Source organism: Mesorhizobium sp. AA22, assembly GCF_001672375.2.
Lineage (GTDB): Bacteria > Pseudomonadota > Alphaproteobacteria > Rhizobiales > Rhizobiaceae > Mesorhizobium > Mesorhizobium wenxiniae.
In genome coordinates, this window is record NZ_CP048406.1 from 977,070 (window position 1) to 994,604 (window position 17,535).

Below are 17,535 nucleotides of genomic sequence, written 5' to 3' on the forward strand. Positions count from 1 at the left end.
CTTGGTCCGGGCTGAAGCTCGTCATCCGAAAGGACCTGAGGTAATGGTCGAACTCACGCTTCCGAAAAACTCGAAGATCAAGGCCGGGAAAACCTGGCCGAAACCGGAGGGCGCGACCAATCTGCGCGAGTACCGCATCTACCGCTGGTCGCCGGACGATGACGAGAACCCGCGCATGGATACCTATTTCGTCGACATGGACGATTGCGGGCCGATGGTGCTTGATGCGCTGCTCTACATCAAGAACAAGATCGACCCGACGCTGACGCTGCGCCGCTCCTGCCGCGAGGGCATCTGCGGCTCCTGCGCCATGAATATCGACGGCTCGAACACGCTCGCCTGCACCAAGGGCTGCGACGACATTTCCGGCGCGATCAAGGTCTATCCGCTGCCGCATATGCCGGTGGTCAAGGATCTGGTGCCCGATCTCACCAATTTCTACGCCCAGCACGCCTCGATCGAGCCATGGCTGAAGACGGTGTCGCCCGAGCCGGCCAAGGAATGGCTGCAGAGCCATGAGGACCGCGAAAAGCTCGACGGGCTTTATGAATGCATATTATGCGCCTGCTGCTCGACCTCTTGCCCGAGCTATTGGTGGAACGGCGACCGCTATCTTGGCCCGGCGACGCTGCTTCAGGCCTATCGCTGGCTGATCGATTCCCGGGACGAGGCCACGGGCGAACGGCTCGACAACCTCGAAGACCCGTTCCGGCTCTATCGCTGCCACACCATCATGAACTGCGCCCAGACCTGCCCCAAGGGGCTCAATCCGGCCAAGGCGATCGCCGAGATCAAGAAGATGATGGTGGAGAGAAGGGTGTAGCTTCGGCGGCGCATGTCGCGATCCAGCCTAAAAAGGATAGCCGACCTATGACCGACACCGAACTGCCCATCCTTTCTCCCATCGAAGCGCGCGTGCTCGGTTGCCTGATCGAAAAGAAGGAACTGACGCCCGATATCTACCCGCTGACGCTCAATGCGGCACTTGCCGCCGCCAACCAGAAGACGGCGCGCGAGCCGGTGATGTCGGTCGAGCTTGTCGAGGTAAGACGAGCGCTTGGCCAGCTTGAGCACAAGGGCTTGGTCAGGCAGGTCTTTGCTTTGCGCGTCGAGCGCTACGAGCATGTCGTCGCGCAGCGCTTTTCGCTGACCTCAGCGCAGATTGCGCTGCTTGGGCTGCTGTTGCTGCGCGGTTCGCAGACCGCCTATGAATTGCTGGCGCGGAGCGAGCGTATGGCGCGTTTGCCCTCCATCGACGAGCTTCGCAGCAATCTCGACCTGTTGATCGGCCGCAAGCCGCCGCTCGTTCAGCAGATCGATCGTGGACCCGGCCAGCGTGAGGACCGCTATGTGCATCTCTTGAGCGGGCCGGTGCAGACGCCGGTGGTGGCTGGAACGCCCCAATCACCTTCGCCGGCCTCGGATCTCGAAGCACGCGTGCAAGCTCTCGAGGAAGAGGTCGGACAGCTGCGCGCACGCATCAACGCGCTGACCGGCGAGGGACAGTAGCGCCCCGCCGGTCCATTGCGCTGCCGGTTCGCGAGGTTCGGCCGCTCAGCCGAGCTTGGCGTCGAGTGACACTTTTATCGCGCCGAGCGCCTTCGAGACCGGACACCCGGCCTTTGCCTGTTCAGCCAGCTCCTGGAATTTCGCGGCATCGATGCCTGGCACTTTGCCGACCAGCGTGAGCGCGCTGCCGGTGATGCCGGTGCCCGGAATCAGCGTCACCACGGCCTTGGCGTCGAGTTCGGTGGCGGGGGTGCCGTTCTCAGCCAGGACATGCGAAAGCTGCATGGCAAAGCAACCGGCATGCGCCGCTGCGATCAGTTCCTCCGGATTGGTGCCGGATTTGCCGCTCTCGTCCTCGAAGCGCATCTTGAACGAGTAAGGCGTGCCTTTCAGAGTCCCGCTCTGCGTGTCGAGCGTGCCCTTGCCCTCTTTCAGATTGCCTTTCCAGACGGCGTTTGCGGTGCGGTCCATGAATTCCTCCTTGATGCGGTGGCTGAGCCGTGATCGGCGTCTGATCGACTATAGCGCGCGCGGGCACGAAGGCCACCCGTGCTTTTCGCGCCAATGGCGACGCAAAAAATCCGCGTGCAAAAATGTCGACTTCCATCTGCCTCGGCCGTCCTGCGGGCGGCCACGGGTTTCGTGGCCGGATGGAGGATCACATGAATGTTTTGTTTTCTGCCCACTGGAGAGACACCGGCCGAAAGGCGGCTGAACAAGAAGCCGACTGGTTGCATCGGTCACCTTCCGGTTTCGGTCGACTGCTTGCGGCGGTCGCCATCATCGGGATTGCGGTTTCCCTTGTCGATCATGCGGCGGTCAAAAGCCCGGCTGAGACCTCGGTTGCCAACGGTTCGTCCTAACAAGGAAGATGAGAGATGAAATATGTTTGCCTGGTCTACGGTGAGGAAAAGGACCTTTATGCAATGAGCCCGGAGAGGTTGGCCAAGCTCGACGACGACTCGCTGGCTTATGACAAATCGGTGGAGCAAAGCGGCCGGCTGATCATCGCGCAGGCGCTGCAATCGGTGAATACCGCGAAAAGCGTGCGTCGGCGCAAGGGCAGGCGGCTGGTCACCGACGGCCCTTTCGCCGAGACCAAGGAGCAATTGCTCGGCTTCGTCATGATCGAGGCCGGGGATATCGACGAGGCGATGGAGATTGCCGGCGGCATCCCTCTGGCCGAAATCGGCACGATCGAGGTCAGGGCGATCTACAACGTGCCGGGGTCCTAGAGATCATTCTGTTTTGCGTCCGGCGGAATCAGTTTCTTCTGCGGGCGCAACTTTTGCGTGTTGAAGCGAGGCTGCACTTCTCCTATCGTCGCTGCGGTTTGGGGATCACGGGCATGCATATACTGATTGCTGCAATTGGGCTGTTGGGAGCGGCGGCGTTCTGGTGGTATCGGATGAAGGCCATGAACGATGCGGCGCGCGAGGTCGCGGACGTCGTCGGCCGTGTGCAAGGGAACATTCGCCGCAAGAGACTGCGCAAGCAGGCGGCGCTCTCACCGCTGACGGCGATCGACGATCCGGTCGTGGCGGCCGCGACGCTGATCACCGCCATCGTTTCCGAGAACGGCCCTGTCCTGCCGCAGCGCGAAGCCGCGATTCGGTCGATGATCTCAGAGATTGCGGACGACAAGAAGACCGATGAGGCCGTGGTCTACGCCAAATGGGCGGCGTCACAGATCGACGATGCCACTGTTGTCATCGACAAACTGGCGCCGTTCCTGCGCGAACGTCTGGATGTGACTGAGCGAAACGATTTGCTGCAGATGGTGAACCGCGCGGCGCAGGCTGGCGAGCAACCCCTGAAGATATCCGACCAGCGGATACTGCGGCTGCGGCAGAAGCTGGGCTTCGAGGTCAATTGAACGAAATTGCCTGGCTCAATATTGGTTGCTGCCCTTCCGGGCTCAGATCGCCTCGCCCTTGAGCAGCTTCGGCGTGTCGCCGGACAGACCGGACGCCTGGCGGATGAAGAAATCCTTCAGCCGCGGCATGCGTTCGACCAGGCCTAGGCCGATGTCGCGGACGGCGCGCAACGGGCTGATGTCGTTGGAAAACAGCCGGTTCAGGACATCGGTGGTGATGCCCATCTGCAGCGTGTCGAAGCGCCGCCACTGCTGATAGCGTTCGAGCACGTCGAGCGCACCGATATCCTGGCCGAGCCGGTCGGCCTCGACCACCACTTCAGCCAGTGCCGCCCCATCCTTGAAGCCGAGATTGAGGCCCTGGCCGGCGATCGGGTGGATACCGTGGGCGGCGTCGCCGGCGAGCGCAATGCGCGGCGCGACGAAGGCGCGGGCAAGCGTCAGGCCGAGCGGCCAGGCGCGCGGCTTGTCGGCGACGCGGATTTCGCCGAGCTTCAGGCCAAACCGCTGTTCGAGCTCGTGCTCGAAGACGAGGTCGTCGCCGTCGACCAGTTTTTCGGCATCTTCCGACCGCTCGACCCAGACGATCGACGAGCGGTTGGTCCCGTCCTTGTCCGGCTTGAGCGGCAGCGTGGCAAAGGGGCCGGCTGGCAGAAAATGCTCTTCGGCGCGGCCATTGTGCGGCCGTTCATGCGTCACGGTGCAGACGATGCCGGACTGGCCGTACTGCCATTTCACCGTCCTGATGCCGGCCATGTCGCGCAGCTTCGAGTTCACGCCGTCGGCGGCGACCAGCAGCCGCGCCTTCAGCGTCGCGCCGTCGACAAGATGCACGGTGATGCCGGCGCCGTTCACGTCGAAGGCACTGACGGCGACGCCTTCGATGATGTCGATGCCTAGTTTTTCAGCGCGCCGGCGCAAGGCGCCGTTCAAATCCCGGTTGGCGACCATATGCGCAAAGGCTTCGCCGGGCGCGACCTCGCCATCGAAGGTGAGAAACACCGGGCGCACCGGATCGGAAGCGCGCGAATCGGTGACGATCATTTCGGTGATCGCCTGCGCTTCGGGCGCGATTTCGGCCCAGACGCCGAGCTGGTCGAGCATGCGGCAAGCGGCAGCGGCGATGGCCGAGGCGCGGCCGTCCTTTTGCCAGACGCCGGCGGGCGCGGCGTCGACGACAGCGACCCCCAGGCTCGGTCGCGCCTGTTTCAGCGATACGGCGGCGGCAAGCCCGACATAGCCGGCGCCGGCGACCAGAATGTCGAGCGCGGTTCGGTTTTTTGCATCCTCCTTGCGATCCACCATGGCAAATTCCTTTCCGGCCAAATTCCCTTCCGGCCTTGACTGCCCGCCATTCCTGTCGGAAACCGCCATAACACTTTGCGGCGAGGGCGCGAAACATGACGGCGGCCATGGACGAGCTTCTCGGCATTCTCGACCTCGAGCAGCTGGAACACAACCTGTACCGTGGTCGCAGCCCCAAACTTGACTGGCAGCGCGTATTCGGCGGCCAGACCATCGCCCAGGCGCTGGTCGCCGCCCAGCGAACGGTGGAGCCCGAACGCCGCGTACATTCGCTGCACGGCTATTTCATGCGGCCCGGCGACACCAAGGTGCCGATCATCTACCAGGTCGACCGCATCCGCGACGGCGGCTCCTTCACTACGCGCCGTGTCGTGGCTGTCCAGCACGGCCAGGCGATCTTTTCGCTGGAAGCCTCGTTCCAGCAGGATGAGGCCGGGCTCGAGCATCAGGTGCCGATGCCGCAGGACGTGCCGGCGCCCGACACATTGCTGTCGCAGCGCGAACTGATTGGCAAGTTCGGCCAGGCCGTGCCCGACGGCATCAGGCGCTACTGGGAGCGTGACCGGCCGATCGAGATGAAACCGGTGATGCTTGAGCATTACACCAGCCGGGAAAAGCTGGAGCCGAAGCAGAACATCTGGATCCGCACGACCGGCCCGGTTCCGGCCGATCGCGCCACGCAGGCGGCAGTGCTTGCCTATCTCTCCGACATGACGCTGCTCGATACCTCGACCTTTGCGCATGGCCGCGCCATTTTCGATAGCGACATCCAGGCGGCGAGCCTCGATCACGCCATGTGGTTCCACCGCAGCCATTCGCTCGACGACTGGATGCTCTACACGCAGGACAGCCCGTCGACGCAAGGGTCGCGGGGGTTCACTCGTGGGTCGCTGTTTGCCCGCGACGGCACGCTGATCGCCTCGGTTGCCCAGGAGGGCCTGATCAGGCTGAAGCGGCCGCCCGCCAAATAGGCATTTTTGCAAAATTGCCTATTTTTTAATCAACTGCGTTGTCGCGACTATGCACAGTCAGCCGACAAACCTTCCCCAATCCCTTATGTAACAACAGGTTAACGCCCTGCTTCGGCAACTGGCACGGAGCTTGAATCCTAGCGGGCACTCTCCGGCTCTCATGGGGATCGGCGACGTCGTACAAACGCGGGGGACCGCAACAGCAAAGGGTGAAACCTTATGAAAATCGTGATGGCAATCATCAAGCCGTTCAAGCTTGACGAGGTGCGCGAAGCGCTCACCGCAGTCGGCATCCAGGGCCTGACCGTCACCGAAGTCAAAGGCTACGGGCGTCAGAAGGGACACACGGAAATCTATCGCGGGGCGGAATACGCGGTCAGCTTCCTGCCGAAGATCAAGATCGAAGTCGCGGTCGGCCTGGACATGGTCGACAAGGCCGTCGAAGCCATCACCGCGGCGGCCAAGACCGGTCAGATCGGCGACGGCAAGATCTTCGTTTTCGGCATCGACCAGGCGGTGCGCATTCGCACCGGCGAAACAGACACCGACGCGCTTTGAGCTGCGGACACGTATTCCAATGGAGAGTTCAATGAATATTCCTTCTACCTTGAAGTCGGCGGCGCGCACCGCGCTGCTGGGCTCGCTCGCTATCGCAGCACTGGGCACGGTCGCCGCATTCGCGCAAGAAGCGGCTCCGGCCGCACCGGCAGCGCCAGCGGCGCCGGCCTTCACCGTCGACAAGGGCGACACGACCTGGATGATGATTTCCACCATCCTGGTGCTCTTGATGACCATTCCCGGCCTTGCCCTTTTCTACGGCGGTCTGGTTCGCGCCAAAAATATGCTGTCGGTGCTGATGCAGGTCTTCACCATCACCAGCGTGGTCATGATCGTCTGGGTTTTCTACGGCTACAGCCTTGCCTTCACCCCCGGCAATGCCTTCGTCGGCGGCCTTTCCAAGATGTTTCTTGCCGGTGTCGACGTGACGACGGTGTCGGAAACCTTCACCAAGGGCGTCGCCATTCCTGAACTGGTGTTCGTCATCTTCCAGATGAGCTTCGCCTGCATCACGCCCGCCCTGATCGTCGGCGCCTTCGCCGAACGCGTCAAGTTTTCGGCCGTGATCCTTTTCACCATCCTGTGGGTCACATTCGTCTACTTTCCGATCGCGCATATGGTCTGGTTCTGGGGCGGCCCGAGCGCTTATAGCGACCCGTCGGGGCTCATCTTCGGCTTCGGCGCCATCGACTTCGCCGGCGGCACGGTCGTTCACATCAATGCGGGCATCGCCGGCCTTGTCGGCGCGCTGATGATCGGCAAGCGCATCGGCTACAACAAGGACATCATGGCGCCGCACTCGATGACGCTGACCATGGTCGGCGCTTCGCTACTGTGGGTCGGCTGGTTCGGCTTCAACGCCGGTTCGAACCTCGAAGCCAACGCCTACGCGGTGCTGGCCATGGTCAACACCTTCGTCGCCACGGCGGCGGCGGCAGTGACCTGGATCGTGCTCGAAACGCTGCTGCGCGGCAAAGCGTCGATGCTTGGCGCTGTTTCGGGCGCGGTTACCGGCCTTGTCGCCGTCACACCCGCTGCCGGCTTTGCCGGACCGATGGGCGCCATCGTGCTCGGCATCGTCGCCACCTGCGTCTGCTACTTCTTCGTCTCGGTCGTGAAGAACAAGTTCGGCTACGACGACAGCCTCGATGTCTTCGGCATCCACTGCGTCGGCGGCATCATCGGCGCGCTCGGCACCGGCATCCTGGTCAACCCCGCCCTCGGCGGCGCTGGCATCGTCGATTATTCGACAGCCGACTTCGCCGCCGGCTATGCCGGCACGGCGACCCAGCTGTGGTCGCAGTTCAAGGGTGTCCTGGTAACCGTCCTGTGGTCGGGCATCGGCAGCGCCATCCTCTACAAGATCGTCGATATGATCGTAGGCTTGCGTCCGACAGCCGATGCAGAGCGTGAAGGGCTCGACCTCACCGCGCATGGCGAAGCGGCCTATCACCCGTAAGCCTTGCACCCGTAAGTCTTGTCTGGGCGGCCTCGGCCGCCCTGCATCCTCCCATCCCGTCGTGACGCTCCTGCAAGGGCTCACGCATTGAGGCCCGGACCCGTTCCGGGCCTCTTTTTTGCGCGCAGACGGCCAGGCCAGATACTCGCCGCAAGATACTTCCCCCAACCCCTTATAGTTAATGCTGCCTTAACCTTCCCGCCGATAGTCTGGTGCCCGAATCTGCCGAGCTGCGCGCACGCTATCGGGCAGGCAACGACAGACGGGGAAGAGCATGCGTTCAGGGGCTTCAGCACCGCTCGCGCTGGCCGATACGGGGTACGGCATCCGGGTGTTCGCGCGGCGTCAGGTCGGCCGGCTGGTCGGTGCCGGCCTGTTTGCGCTGGTCGCCTTCGGTATCGCCAGCCTCGCCACCTGGAACGTCGCCGACCCAAGCTTCTCCCACGCCACCGATAATATCGTCAGCAACGCCATGGGCTATGTGGGCGCTGTCTTCTCCGACCTTGCCATGCAGTTCTTCGGCCTCGCTGCCGTCGCGGCGCTGGTGCCGGCGGTGGTCTGGGGATTTCTGCTGTTTTCGGCGCGCGGCGTCGACAGGCTGCCGAAGCGCGGGCTCGCCTGGTTTGGCTACGCGGTGCTTGCCGCGGCCATCGCCGGCTGCGTGGTGCCCCCCAAGACCTGGCCGCTGCCGACCGGTCTCGGCGGCGTGTTCGGCGACATGGTGCTCAAGATTCCCGGCTTCGTAGTTGGCGGCTACCCGACCGGTCTCATCGCCAGCGCGCTCGCTGTGCTTCTCGCCGCGCCGGCACTGTGGCTGTTTGCCTACGGCTCGGCGCTGATTGCACGCCAGAACGGGTTCGCGGTCCTAGAGCAACCGGCTGCGCCCGATCCCCGGGACCAGGACGAACTGCTTTTCGACAATGATGAGGACGAGGGCGACGAGGGCATTCTGGCGCTTGGCGCGATCACGCACTGGTGGCTGTCGTTGCGCGCGTATCTCCGCCGCCGTGCCGCGCGCCGCCGGGAGCACGATGACTTCGAACCAGAGATGGAACCGCGCGCCAGCGCCTGGCGGCGCGCTGCCGAGCGGGTCGAATCGGCCGAATTTGCCGAATCGCGGATGAGTGCCGATGGCCGGGCCCGCGTCGAGCCGGAATTCTTCGCCGCCATGGTCAACGACCGCAGCGCCTCGCTCGATCCCGACGACGCCGATGTTTTTGACGATGACGACGACATGGATTTTGCGCCGGAGCCCGTGGGCCAGCGCAGCACTGCGCCCAATGCGAAGGTGCAGCCGTTCCGCTCCGACGCGGCCACCCGCGTCGCTGCGCCGGCGCCCCGGCCCGTTCCGGGCGCCCGTGTCCAGCGCGAAGCCCAGACCTCGCTGATCGGCTCCGAACAATTCGAAATGCCGTCACTGCATTTCCTGTCCGAGCCGAAGAACGTCGTGCGCGATGCCAGCCTGTCCAAGGACGCGCTGGAGCAGAATGCCCGCCTGCTCGAGGGCGTGCTGGAGGATTTCGGCGTCAAGGGCGAGATCATCCATGTCCGCCCGGGCCCCGTCGTCACGCTTTATGAGCTGGAGCCGGCGCCCGGCATCAAATCGTCGCGGGTCATCGGGCTGTCCGACGACATCGCCCGCTCGATGAGCGCGATCGCCTGCCGCGTCGCCGTGGTGCCGGGCCGCAACGCCATCGGCATTGAGCTGCCGAACGCCAAGCGCGAGACCGTCTATCTCAGGGAAATCATGGCCAGCCGCGATTTCGAGACCACCAAGGCCAAGCTGGCGCTGGCGCTCGGCAAGACCATCAATGGCGAGGCGGTCATCGTCGACATCGCCAAGATGCCGCACGTGCTGGTCGCCGGCACCACCGGTTCGGGCAAGTCGGTCGCCATCAACACTATGATCCTGTCACTGCTCTACCGGCTGACGCCGCAGGACTGCCGGCTGATCATGATCGACCCGAAAATGCTGGAGCTCTCTGTCTATGACGGCATCCCGCATCTTTTGACGCCTGTTGTCACCGATCCGAAGAAGGCGGTGGTGGCGCTGAAATGGACCGTGCGCGAGATGGAGGACCGCTACCGCAAAATGTCAAAGGTCGGCGTCCGCAACATCGACGGTTTCAACGCGCGGGTGCAGCAGGCGGAGAAGAAAGGCGAGAAAATCTCGCGCACCGTGCAGACCGGCTTCGACCGCCAGACCGGCGAAGCGATCTACGAGACCGAAAACCTCGATCTCGAGCCGATGCCCTACATCGTCGTCATCATCGACGAGATGGCCGATTTGATGATGGTCGCTGGCAAGGACATCGAAGGCGCGGTGCAGCGCCTTGCGCAGATGGCGCGCGCCGCCGGCATCCACGTCATAATGGCGACGCAGCGGCCGTCGGTCGACGTCATCACCGGCACGATCAAGGCCAACTTCCCGACCCGCATCTCCTTCCAGGTGACGTCGAAGATCGACAGCCGCACCATCCTGGGCGAGCAGGGCGCCGAACAGCTGCTTGGAATGGGCGACATGCTCTACATGGCCGGCGGCGGCCGCATCCAGCGCGTACACGGCCCCTTCGTTTCCGATGACGAGGTCGAGAAGATCGTCGCGCATCTGAAGCTGCAGGGCGTGCCGGAATATCTCGATGCGATTACCGAGGATGACGATGAGGACGACGACGAGCCGCCGGGCAAGGGTGGCTCGGGCGGTGGCGGCGGCAATTTCGAGGATTCCGACGATCCCTACGACCAGGCGGTTGCGGTGGTGCTGCGCGACGGCAAGGCCTCGACCAGCTACATCCAGCGCCGGCTCGGCATCGGCTACAACCGCGCCGCCTCGATCATCGAGAAGATGGAGAAGGAAGGTATTGTCGGCCCGGCGAACCATGCCGGAAAACGCGAGATTCTAGTGCCGACGGAGGACGACAAGTTCTGATCCGACCGGCAAGAACCATGGGATTTGCCCGGCTGCAAGGTCGACGGCGGCAACTATGACCCTTCTGGCGCGTTTGCAACGACGAAGCGCTGTTAGGTCGCCAAACTTAAGCCCAACTGGGGGGCCAAACACTGCGACAACAGATAAACCAGACGAGAGTGACCGGCATGAAAAACTCCTCTTTCGCTACGACCAGCGATTTTGCCCCGACCCGCCGCCAGCTGCTTGGCCTCGGCCTGGTCCTGGCAGGTGCTGTGGCCATCAACGTCGTGCCCGGGGTCCAGTTGCTGGCGTCGGCGCAAGCGGCGGTGCCACCCACCGCGCAGAAGATCGCCGACCATTTTTCCTCGGTCAAATCGATGACCGGCGAATTCGTGCAGTTCGGACCCAAGGGCGAGCAGACCGGCGGCAAGTTCTTTCTGGAACGGCCGGGCAAGATTCGGTTCAACTATGACGGGACGTCGAATTTCAGGGTGATTTCCGACGGCAAGTCGGTGGTCATCCTCAACAAGCGGCTGAAAACCTCCGATCTCTACCCACTGTCGAAAACGCCGCTCAAGCTGCTGCTCGACACCAAGATCGACCTCTCCGGCGGCCGCGTCAAAAGCGTCAAGGAAGAGAACGACGTCACCACCATTCAACTCGCCGACAAATCGGTGTTCGGCAGTTCGAAGATAACTATGATGTTCGATCCGAAAACCTACGATTTGCGCCAATGGACGATCACCGATGCGCAAGGCAAGGACACGACGGTGATGATCTTCAACGTCAGGGAAGGCGTGAGCTTCGCCCCCGACACCTTTGCCATCGACTATACGGCGAACCGCGAGCTGAACACCAAGTCGCGCTGAGGCATGGTGATGTTCAGATAATGCCGGCCTGCGAACGGTAGTTTCCTGCGTTTCGTCGTGGGAAGCCTTTCTGGACGTCAGCGCTGCCCCTCATCTGGCTACCGCCATCTTCTCCCCGTAAACGGGGAGAAGGACGCTGTAATCGACGATTTCGCCATCCACCATGGTTGAAAGAAAGGCGCCGCGGCTGGAGCCAGCGTCTTTCTCCGGGGAGAAATGCCCGGCAGGGCAATGAGGGGCGGCGCGAGGGTCAACGATTGCGCCCGGCTTGTTTTTGCAGCGTATGGCTGGCAGTAGTTTCCGGAACTGCCTTGCCAAAAAAGCACCAGCCCGTCGGAGCTAACCAGGTTCCTGCGGTCCCGTGCCGTCCGGACCCTCCGTATGCCCTTTTCCATCGCCACCTGGAACATCAATTCCGTCCGCTTGCGCATGCCGATCGTCGAACGCCTGCTTGTCGAACAGGCACCGGACGTGCTCTGCCTGCAGGAAACCAAAGTTCCCGACGAACTGTTTCCCGAGAAGGCCTTTCGCAAGCTCGGCTACGAGCATATCGCCTTCCACGGCCAGAAGGGCTATCACGGCGTGGCGACGGTGGCGCGCCGGCCGATCGCGATTGTCGAAAAGCGCCGCTTCTGCGAGATCGAGGACTGCCGGCATCTGTCGGTCACCGTGCGGGCCGGCGGAAAGGCGATCCTGCTGCACAATTTCTACGTCCCGGCCGGCGGCGACGAGCCCGATCCGATCATCAACCGCAAGTTCAAGCACAAGCTCGATTTCGTCGCCGAAATGAACGCCATCCGCGCCGAGCACGACGAAGTGTCCGGTTCGATCCTGGTCGGCGACCTCAACATCGCGCCGCTCGAGCACGATGTCTGGTCGCACAAGCAGCTCCTGAAGGTGGTCAGCCATACGCCGGTCGAGACGGAAAATTTCGAGGCGATGCGGCTCGCCGGCGACTGGGTCGACCTGATGCGGCTCAACGTGCCGTATGAGCAGAAGCTCTACACCTGGTGGAGCTATCGCGCGCAGGATTGGGAAGCGTCGGATCGCGGCCGGCGGCTCGACCATGTCTGGTCGTCGCCAAACCTGGTGCCGAGCTTTGCCGGCTACGAGATCCTGCGGCCGGCGCGCGGCTGGGAACGGCCGTCGGATCATGTGCCGGTCATAGCGCGGTTCGACCTGGATTAGGTGTATCGATATTCAGATCAGGCCGGCCTGCGAATGGTGGTTTCCTGCGCTTCCGGTGCTCACGTACCCAAAAGTACGCTCTGCTCCGGTTCTCGGATCCCACCAGTCTCGGCTAGGCCTGATCTAAATCTCGATACACCTCAGCCTTGCCGCCCTGATTCGATGGCTTTCACGGGTCATTGGTTGCGACAGCGAGTTGAGATCCGGGTTCAGTTCTCGAAACGCGGCGCCAGCTCCTCGATGCGGCGGATCATTGCCAGAAAATCCTCGGAGATGCGCTGGTGCAGATGGACCGCGATATCCGGATATTCCTCCAGGATGCGGTGGAACATCTTGCGGCTGACCCGCAGCACTTCCGAATCGATCTGGGCGGATGCGCTGGTCAGCCGGTTGGTATCGGCGATCAGCGCCAGTTCGCTCAGCATCGTACCGGGACCGGCCGTGCCTATCGGGACGCGGGCGCCATCCTGCTCGCGATACAGCACGATGCGCCCGCTGACGACGATATAGGCACAATCGGCCTCGTCGTCCTCGCGGTAAAGCTTGTGGTCGGCCTGCAGCTTGGTGGTTTCCGCGCCAAAGGCGAGCAGACGCAACTGTTCCTCCGTGAAGCCCTCGAAGAGCCTCACGGCGGACAGGATGCGGATGTCGTCATCCAACGCCATCTAGCTAGGTCCCCGAACGGCCAGTCCAATCCCTCCCTTACAGCGCCGAGCAACCCTTTGAACGCGCAAAGGACGCGCTAAACGCTTTGAAATCGACGCACCATGCTTTCGAAAAAAGATTCCGATTTTTGGTCCGATGCGTCAGCGAGTTCGATCCAGAACCACCTCCAGTCTCAGGATCGTACCCGAAAACGGCCCCTGCCCCGACCGCTGATTGAATGATTAAATGTTTAAGGAACCAGCTTGTAGCCGCCGCTTTCTGTCACAAGAATTTCTGCGTTAGAAGGATCGCGCTCGATCTTCTGGCGCAGCCGATAGACATGGGTTTCCAGCGTGTGCGTGGTAACGCCGGAATTGTAGCCCCAGACTTCCTCGAGCAGCACGTCGCGCGTCACCACCTTCTGGTCGGCGCGGTAAAGATACTTGATGATCGAGGCTTCCTTTTCGGTCAGCCGCACCTTGGCGCCGCGCTGGTCGATCAGAAGCTTCTGGCTGGGCTTGAAAGTGTAGGGGCCGACCGAAAAGGTGGCGTCTTCGCTCTGCTCATGCTGGCGAAGCTGGGCACGGATGCGGGCCAGGAGAACCGCGAATCGGAACGGTTTGGTCACATAGTCGTTGGCGCCGGCTTCGAGGCCGAGAATCGTGTCGGAATCGGTGTCGTGTCCCGTCAGCATGATGATGGGCGACTTATAGCCGCCCTTGCGCAGTATCTTCACTGCCTCGCGGCCATCCATATCGGGGAGGCCGACATCCATGATGAGCAGATCGATGAGGCCGCCGCGGGCCGTGGCGACACCTTTGGCGGCGGTTGATTCCTGCAGGACGTCGAATTCCTCATAGAGAGACAATTGCTCGACGAGCGTGCCGCGCAGGTCGTCATCGTCATCGACGATCAGAATGGTGCGTGAAGTCATGGATCAATCCGTTGTTTTGAAAAGAAAATTCAGTTGACCGCTGCCTGTTTATGCGGAAGCTGACCGACACAACAGCCGATCACAATGATTTGTTCCGTGGCACGATCATACAAGAAAAAACGCGCGTGCAATGAGGCGGGCGCATTTTTGCGAAAAGGGCTTCGTGTTCTCACCGTGCGCGCCAGGCCCGGCCACGCCAGCCAGGGGCTTCTGCAGGCTGGCAAGCTGGTGTTTTCATGTGCGCTGGGACGCGGCGGCATATCGGCCGGCAAGCGCGAAGGCGACGGCGCCACGCCGCTTGGTTCGATGCGGATCCTGTCGGGATACTTTCGTAACGATCATTTTTCCGGAGGCCGCAAAACCCGGCTGGCGATGACGCCGATCGGTCCGGATCTCGGCTGGTGCGAAGTGCCTGAGGACCGCAACTACAACCGTCCGATCAGGATTCCCTATGGCGCCAGCCACGAGCGGATGCTGCGCACCGACCGGCTCTATGATGCCTGCCTGGTGCTCGACTGGAACATTTCGCCGCGTCGCCGCGGGCGCGGCAGCGCCATCTTCTTTCATCTGGCGCGCCCCGGCTTCACGCCGACGCAAGGCTGCGTCGCGGTGACGGCGCGCACGATGGCACGGCTGCTGCCGCTGCTGTCGGATCGCACGGTGATGAAGGTGGTGAGGTAGGGAATAGGGGAATAGGGGAATAGGGGAATAGGAAAGTGTCAGTAGGATCGCGCAGGCGCGCCGCTTACCTTTTAGCTGCCCTACTGCCCTACGTCCGCGGCCTCTGCCAGCCGATGTCGAGCAGACCCAACCGGCCGAGTTCCCGGTCCATCACGCGCGCGACATCCTTGCGTTCGGCGCCGATGTCGCGCAATTGGCGGTCCGCAAGATCGTCGACGTTCTGATGCGGGAGATTGACCGCAACTTTCGCATGGCGAAACCAGTCAAGCGTCGCGCGCAGCCAGGCCGACCGGGCGATTGCAGGAGTCATAACCATGTGGGACATGGCACAATCCACTTCATTCGGATGTCAAATCCGGTTTGACGTTATTTCGATGGTCCCATCATGCCGGATTGAAATCAAAACGTGAAACGAGTAGTTTTCTCAGCATCTTCAAGTTTTATTTGAGGATTGGAAAATGATCGACCGGCCTCTCCTCGTCCTACTGTGATGGCTCGCCTGCTGCCGGGAACCCGTGCACTGAGGACGCTGGAGGCGGCGGCCCGGCACCTCAATTTCACCCGCGCCGCAGATGAGCTCGGCCTGACGCCGGCTGCGGTCAGCCACCAGATCAAGGAAATCGAGGATCAGCTCGGCATCGTGCTGTTCACGCGCACCAGCCGCACGATCCGGCTGACGGAGGCGGGCGCGGTGCTGTTCGAGGCGTCGACCGACGCGCTGGATCTGCTTGGCCGGGCCGTCTCACGGGCGCACAAGATGGCGCGCGGAACGGCGCTGCTGAAAGTGACCCTCGACGCGCAGTTCGCGACAAAATGGCTAATGCGGCGCGTCGATGACTTTCGCAAGCAGCGGCCGGGCATCGAGCTCCGCTTCGACATTGCGTCCGAATTGCGCGATTTCGACCTGGACGACGTCGATGTCGGCATCCGATTCGGCGCGGGAAAATATCCGGGCCTTTGCACCCACCGGCTGTTCGACAACATCATCATTCCTGTGTGCAGCCCCAGCCTGCTGGCCTCCGGCCCACCGCTGCGCGAGCCGCGCGATCTCTTCCATCACACGCTTGCCCATATCGAGTGGGCGCGACAAGGCGTGACGTGGCCGAATTGGCGCATGTGGATGGCGGCGGCCGGCGTCGACGATTTCGACGACAGCCGGACGATCGTGTTCGGCACCTCGACCGACGCCGTTCAGGCCGCGCTCGACGGCAATGCCGTCGCGCTCGCCGATTTTGCCATGGTGGCAAACGATCTTTCCGAGGGCCGGCTGATCCGGCCCTTCGAACTTGGCATCAGGGTTCCGCCCGACTTCGCCTATCATCTGGTCTACCCCATCGGATCGGCCAACGACGCCAGGATCGAGGCGTTCAGGGATTGGCTCCTGAACGAAGTTCACAACCCGCAGCCGGACCAACGCTTGGATGAGTTTTAGGCCGCTCTGAGTGATCAGCCGGCGGTCGTCGACCTATTTCGTGGCGGCAGGATCAGCCCGCGACTTCCCCTGCGCCGAACCAGCCGATCACCGCGCCGATGATAAGCAGCACGCCGAGCCAGTGACCGCAGTCTATGATGGTCAGGTCCCAGCCGAACCCTTCGTAGCGATGATTGACGGATAACGTCGTGGCGACGAATCCGAACCAGAGAACGAAGCCGAAGACGAGCCCGGCAACGAGGCTCGGTTCGCCACCGGTCATCGCTCCGATCATCAGGGACATGACGAGCGCCATGACAAGTTCCGCAATGAAGCTGATGACGAAGGGCAGCGGCGATTTACTCATGGTCGCCGGATCAAGCCTGGCGGCCTTGAGCCACGGCTTGCTCAGGCGCATGTACCATGCAGCGCCGAACAACCACGCCACCACCGCGGCGACGATCACCGCCAGCCAGTTCACTGCTGAAAAATCCATGATTCCCTCCCCGGAAGCATGTCGCCCAAAAGTGCCCAGCGGTTTTGGGACAACGCTATGCGTACTCTCAAATCGATGCGTGATGGAACGCCCGTTCGGCGATGCCGTCAAGCAAACCGCCAGACGGTCGTGCGCTTGACCAGGGCGTCTTCCAGCGCCCGGGTTACCGCCACTTCATAGACGGCAAGCGGCTCCAGTCCTGCTTGCGGCATATAGGAACGGCCGGGATCGCCGACGATAATGTCGGCGCCGCGCGCCTTCAGCGTCGCGAACCATGGAATCAGCCGTTCGGCGAAGGATTTGTCGTAGAAGACGTCGCCGGCCAGAACCACATCCCAGCCCGCATCGGCTCCGATGCAGTCCGAGCCGAGGAACTTTATCCCGACATCATTGGCCTCGGCGTTGAGGCGGATCGCGGTCGCGCAGAACGGGTCGATGTCGGCGGCGATCACCTCTGCCGCGCCGGCCTTCGCCGCGGCGATGGCGACAAGGCCGGAACCGGAGGCAAAGTCGAGCACGCGCTTGCCCTGTACATCAGACGGATTGTTGAGGATATAGCGGGCAAGGCCTTGGCCGCCGGCCCAGGCGAAAGCCCAGAAGGGCGGCGGCAGGCCGATCTCGGCCAGTTCGTCCTCGGTCCGCTGCCACAGATCGTGCGCTTCGTCGGCCAGATGCAGCAGGATCTCCGGCACATGCGACGGCGCCATCAGCGCCGTGTTGTC

The 17,535-nt window shown here is 62.5% G+C and carries 19 protein-coding genes; 12 read left to right on the plus strand and 7 right to left on the minus strand.

Features of this window, described 5'->3' with window-relative positions; all coding sequences use genetic code 11:
- The first annotated feature begins 43 nt into the window (after positions 1–43).
- Positions 44–823, plus strand: a complete 780-nt coding sequence (locus tag A9K68_RS04630) for a succinate dehydrogenase iron-sulfur subunit (RefSeq protein ID WP_065007241.1) — start codon at positions 44–46, stop codon at positions 821–823.
- Between the two features lie 47 nt (positions 824–870).
- On the plus strand, positions 871–1,509 hold the full coding sequence (locus A9K68_RS04635) for a DUF480 domain-containing protein (RefSeq protein WP_065007240.1): 639 nt from the start codon (positions 871–873) through the stop codon (positions 1,507–1,509).
- 45 nt (positions 1,510–1,554) lie between these two features.
- Here A9K68_RS04635 and A9K68_RS04640 read toward each other — a convergent pair whose 3' ends face one another.
- Positions 1,555–1,980: an OsmC family protein gene (locus A9K68_RS04640; RefSeq protein WP_065007239.1), complete on the minus strand. Its 426-nt coding sequence runs from the start codon at positions 1,978–1,980 to the stop codon at positions 1,555–1,557.
- A 407-nt stretch (positions 1,981–2,387) separates the two neighbouring features.
- On the opposite strand from A9K68_RS04640, the gene A9K68_RS04645 reads away from it, so the two are divergent.
- On the plus strand, positions 2,388–2,744 hold the full coding sequence (locus tag A9K68_RS04645; RefSeq protein ID WP_065007238.1) for a YciI family protein: 357 nt from the start codon (positions 2,388–2,390) through the stop codon (positions 2,742–2,744).
- Between the two features lie 113 nt (positions 2,745–2,857).
- A complete protein-coding gene (locus A9K68_RS04650; protein ID WP_065007237.1) occupies positions 2,858–3,385 on the plus strand; it encodes a hypothetical protein in 528 nt (175 codons plus the stop codon).
- Positions 3,386–3,427: 42 nt separating this feature from the next.
- Here the strand turns inward: A9K68_RS04650 and A9K68_RS04655 are convergent, their stop codons facing one another.
- Positions 3,428–4,690, minus strand: coding sequence for a ubiquinone biosynthesis hydroxylase (locus tag A9K68_RS04655; RefSeq protein ID WP_082982270.1), 1,263 nt, complete (start codon positions 4,688–4,690; stop codon positions 3,428–3,430).
- Positions 4,691–4,785: 95 nt separating this feature from the next.
- On the opposite strand from A9K68_RS04655, the gene tesB reads away from it, so the two are divergent.
- The 6 genes from tesB (at position 4,786) to A9K68_RS04685 (ending at position 12,646) form a co-directional block, all read left to right on the plus strand.
- Positions 4,786–5,661 carry an acyl-CoA thioesterase II gene (gene tesB, locus A9K68_RS04660; protein WP_065007236.1) on the plus strand — a complete coding sequence of 292 codons (876 nt, stop codon included), beginning with the start codon at positions 4,786–4,788 and terminating at the stop codon, positions 5,659–5,661.
- 219 nt (positions 5,662–5,880) lie between these two features.
- A complete protein-coding gene (locus tag A9K68_RS04665; protein ID WP_023800571.1) occupies positions 5,881–6,219 on the plus strand; it encodes a P-II family nitrogen regulator in 339 nt (112 codons plus the stop codon).
- A gap of 31 nt (positions 6,220–6,250) precedes the next feature.
- Positions 6,251–7,678, plus strand: coding sequence for an ammonium transporter (locus tag A9K68_RS04670; RefSeq protein ID WP_065007235.1), 1,428 nt, complete (start codon positions 6,251–6,253; stop codon positions 7,676–7,678).
- A gap of 274 nt (positions 7,679–7,952) precedes the next feature.
- Entirely contained in the window at positions 7,953–10,607 is a 2,655-nt protein-coding gene (locus tag A9K68_RS04675; protein ID WP_065007234.1) for a DNA translocase FtsK, read from the plus strand.
- Between the two features lie 167 nt (positions 10,608–10,774).
- The gene (locus A9K68_RS04680; RefSeq protein ID WP_065007233.1) at positions 10,775–11,458 is read left to right on the plus strand and encodes an outer membrane lipoprotein carrier protein LolA; all 684 of its coding nucleotides are present in this window, start codon (positions 10,775–10,777) and stop codon (positions 11,456–11,458) included.
- 381 nt (positions 11,459–11,839) lie between these two features.
- Positions 11,840–12,646: an exodeoxyribonuclease III gene (locus tag A9K68_RS04685; protein WP_065007232.1), complete on the plus strand. Its 807-nt coding sequence runs from the start codon at positions 11,840–11,842 to the stop codon at positions 12,644–12,646.
- A 209-nt stretch (positions 12,647–12,855) separates the two neighbouring features.
- Here the strand turns inward: A9K68_RS04685 and A9K68_RS04690 are convergent, their stop codons facing one another.
- Complete coding sequence (locus A9K68_RS04690; protein WP_065007231.1) at positions 12,856–13,311, minus strand: cyclic nucleotide-binding domain-containing protein; 456 nt, start codon at positions 13,309–13,311, stop codon at positions 12,856–12,858.
- Positions 13,312–13,541: 230 nt separating this feature from the next.
- Entirely contained in the window at positions 13,542–14,225 is a 684-nt protein-coding gene (locus tag A9K68_RS04695; protein WP_029349304.1) for a response regulator transcription factor, read from the minus strand.
- Positions 14,226–14,309: 84 nt separating this feature from the next.
- Here A9K68_RS04695 and A9K68_RS04700 point away from each other — a divergent pair, with 84 nt between their 5' ends.
- Positions 14,310–14,906: a L,D-transpeptidase gene (locus A9K68_RS04700; RefSeq protein WP_065007230.1), complete on the plus strand. Its 597-nt coding sequence runs from the start codon at positions 14,310–14,312 to the stop codon at positions 14,904–14,906.
- A gap of 88 nt (positions 14,907–14,994) precedes the next feature.
- Here A9K68_RS04700 and A9K68_RS04705 read toward each other — a convergent pair whose 3' ends face one another.
- On the minus strand, positions 14,995–15,231 hold the full coding sequence (locus A9K68_RS04705) for a hypothetical protein (protein WP_065007229.1): 237 nt from the start codon (positions 15,229–15,231) through the stop codon (positions 14,995–14,997).
- A gap of 165 nt (positions 15,232–15,396) precedes the next feature.
- Between A9K68_RS04705 and gcvA the strand changes: the two genes are divergently transcribed.
- Positions 15,397–16,338, plus strand: a complete 942-nt coding sequence (gcvA, locus tag A9K68_RS04710; RefSeq protein WP_065007228.1) for a transcriptional regulator GcvA — start codon at positions 15,397–15,399, stop codon at positions 16,336–16,338.
- 52 nt (positions 16,339–16,390) lie between these two features.
- Here gcvA and A9K68_RS04715 read toward each other — a convergent pair whose 3' ends face one another.
- Together A9K68_RS04715 and A9K68_RS04720 are read right to left on the minus strand one after the other, a co-directional pair.
- Positions 16,391–16,813: a DUF1761 domain-containing protein gene (locus A9K68_RS04715; RefSeq protein WP_065007227.1), complete on the minus strand. Its 423-nt coding sequence runs from the start codon at positions 16,811–16,813 to the stop codon at positions 16,391–16,393.
- A 107-nt stretch (positions 16,814–16,920) separates the two neighbouring features.
- Complete coding sequence (locus tag A9K68_RS04720; RefSeq protein ID WP_246811395.1) at positions 16,921–17,520, minus strand: methyltransferase; 600 nt, start codon at positions 17,518–17,520, stop codon at positions 16,921–16,923.
- Between the last annotated feature and the right edge of the window lie 15 nt (positions 17,521–17,535).

Excerpts from the sequence above, each read along its gene's own strand:
- A9K68_RS04630 (WP_065007241.1), top strand. The coding sequence starts at position 44 with ATGGTCGAACTCACGCTTCCGAAAAACTCGAAGATCAAGGCCGGGAAA.
- A9K68_RS04635 (WP_065007240.1), top strand. The coding sequence starts at position 871 with ATGACCGACACCGAACTGCCCATCCTTTCTCCCATCGAAGCGCGCGTG.
- A9K68_RS04640 (WP_065007239.1), bottom strand. The coding sequence starts at position 1,980 with ATGGACCGCACCGCAAACGCCGTCTGGAAAGGCAATCTGAAAGAGGGC.
- A9K68_RS04645 (WP_065007238.1), top strand. The coding sequence starts at position 2,388 with ATGAAATATGTTTGCCTGGTCTACGGTGAGGAAAAGGACCTTTATGCA.
- A9K68_RS04650 (WP_065007237.1), top strand. The coding sequence starts at position 2,858 with ATGCATATACTGATTGCTGCAATTGGGCTGTTGGGAGCGGCGGCGTTC.
- A9K68_RS04655 (WP_082982270.1), bottom strand. The coding sequence starts at position 4,690 with ATGGTGGATCGCAAGGAGGATGCAAAAAACCGAACCGCGCTCGACATT.
- tesB (WP_065007236.1), top strand. The coding sequence starts at position 4,786 with ATGACGGCGGCCATGGACGAGCTTCTCGGCATTCTCGACCTCGAGCAG.
- A9K68_RS04665 (WP_023800571.1), top strand. The coding sequence starts at position 5,881 with ATGAAAATCGTGATGGCAATCATCAAGCCGTTCAAGCTTGACGAGGTG.
- A9K68_RS04670 (WP_065007235.1), top strand. The coding sequence starts at position 6,251 with ATGAATATTCCTTCTACCTTGAAGTCGGCGGCGCGCACCGCGCTGCTG.
- A9K68_RS04675 (WP_065007234.1), top strand. The coding sequence starts at position 7,953 with ATGCGTTCAGGGGCTTCAGCACCGCTCGCGCTGGCCGATACGGGGTAC.
- A9K68_RS04680 (WP_065007233.1), top strand. The coding sequence starts at position 10,775 with ATGAAAAACTCCTCTTTCGCTACGACCAGCGATTTTGCCCCGACCCGC.
- A9K68_RS04685 (WP_065007232.1), top strand. The coding sequence starts at position 11,840 with ATGCCCTTTTCCATCGCCACCTGGAACATCAATTCCGTCCGCTTGCGC.
- A9K68_RS04690 (WP_065007231.1), bottom strand. The coding sequence starts at position 13,311 with ATGGCGTTGGATGACGACATCCGCATCCTGTCCGCCGTGAGGCTCTTC.
- A9K68_RS04695 (WP_029349304.1), bottom strand. The coding sequence starts at position 14,225 with ATGACTTCACGCACCATTCTGATCGTCGATGACGATGACGACCTGCGC.
- A9K68_RS04700 (WP_065007230.1), top strand. The coding sequence starts at position 14,310 with ATGATTTGTTCCGTGGCACGATCATACAAGAAAAAACGCGCGTGCAAT.
- A9K68_RS04705 (WP_065007229.1), bottom strand. The coding sequence starts at position 15,231 with ATGTCCCACATGGTTATGACTCCTGCAATCGCCCGGTCGGCCTGGCTG.
- gcvA (WP_065007228.1), top strand. The coding sequence starts at position 15,397 with ATGGCTCGCCTGCTGCCGGGAACCCGTGCACTGAGGACGCTGGAGGCG.
- A9K68_RS04715 (WP_065007227.1), bottom strand. The coding sequence starts at position 16,813 with ATGGATTTTTCAGCAGTGAACTGGCTGGCGGTGATCGTCGCCGCGGTG.
- A9K68_RS04720 (WP_246811395.1), bottom strand. The coding sequence starts at position 17,520 with ATGGCGCCGTCGCATGTGCCGGAGATCCTGCTGCATCTGGCCGACGAA.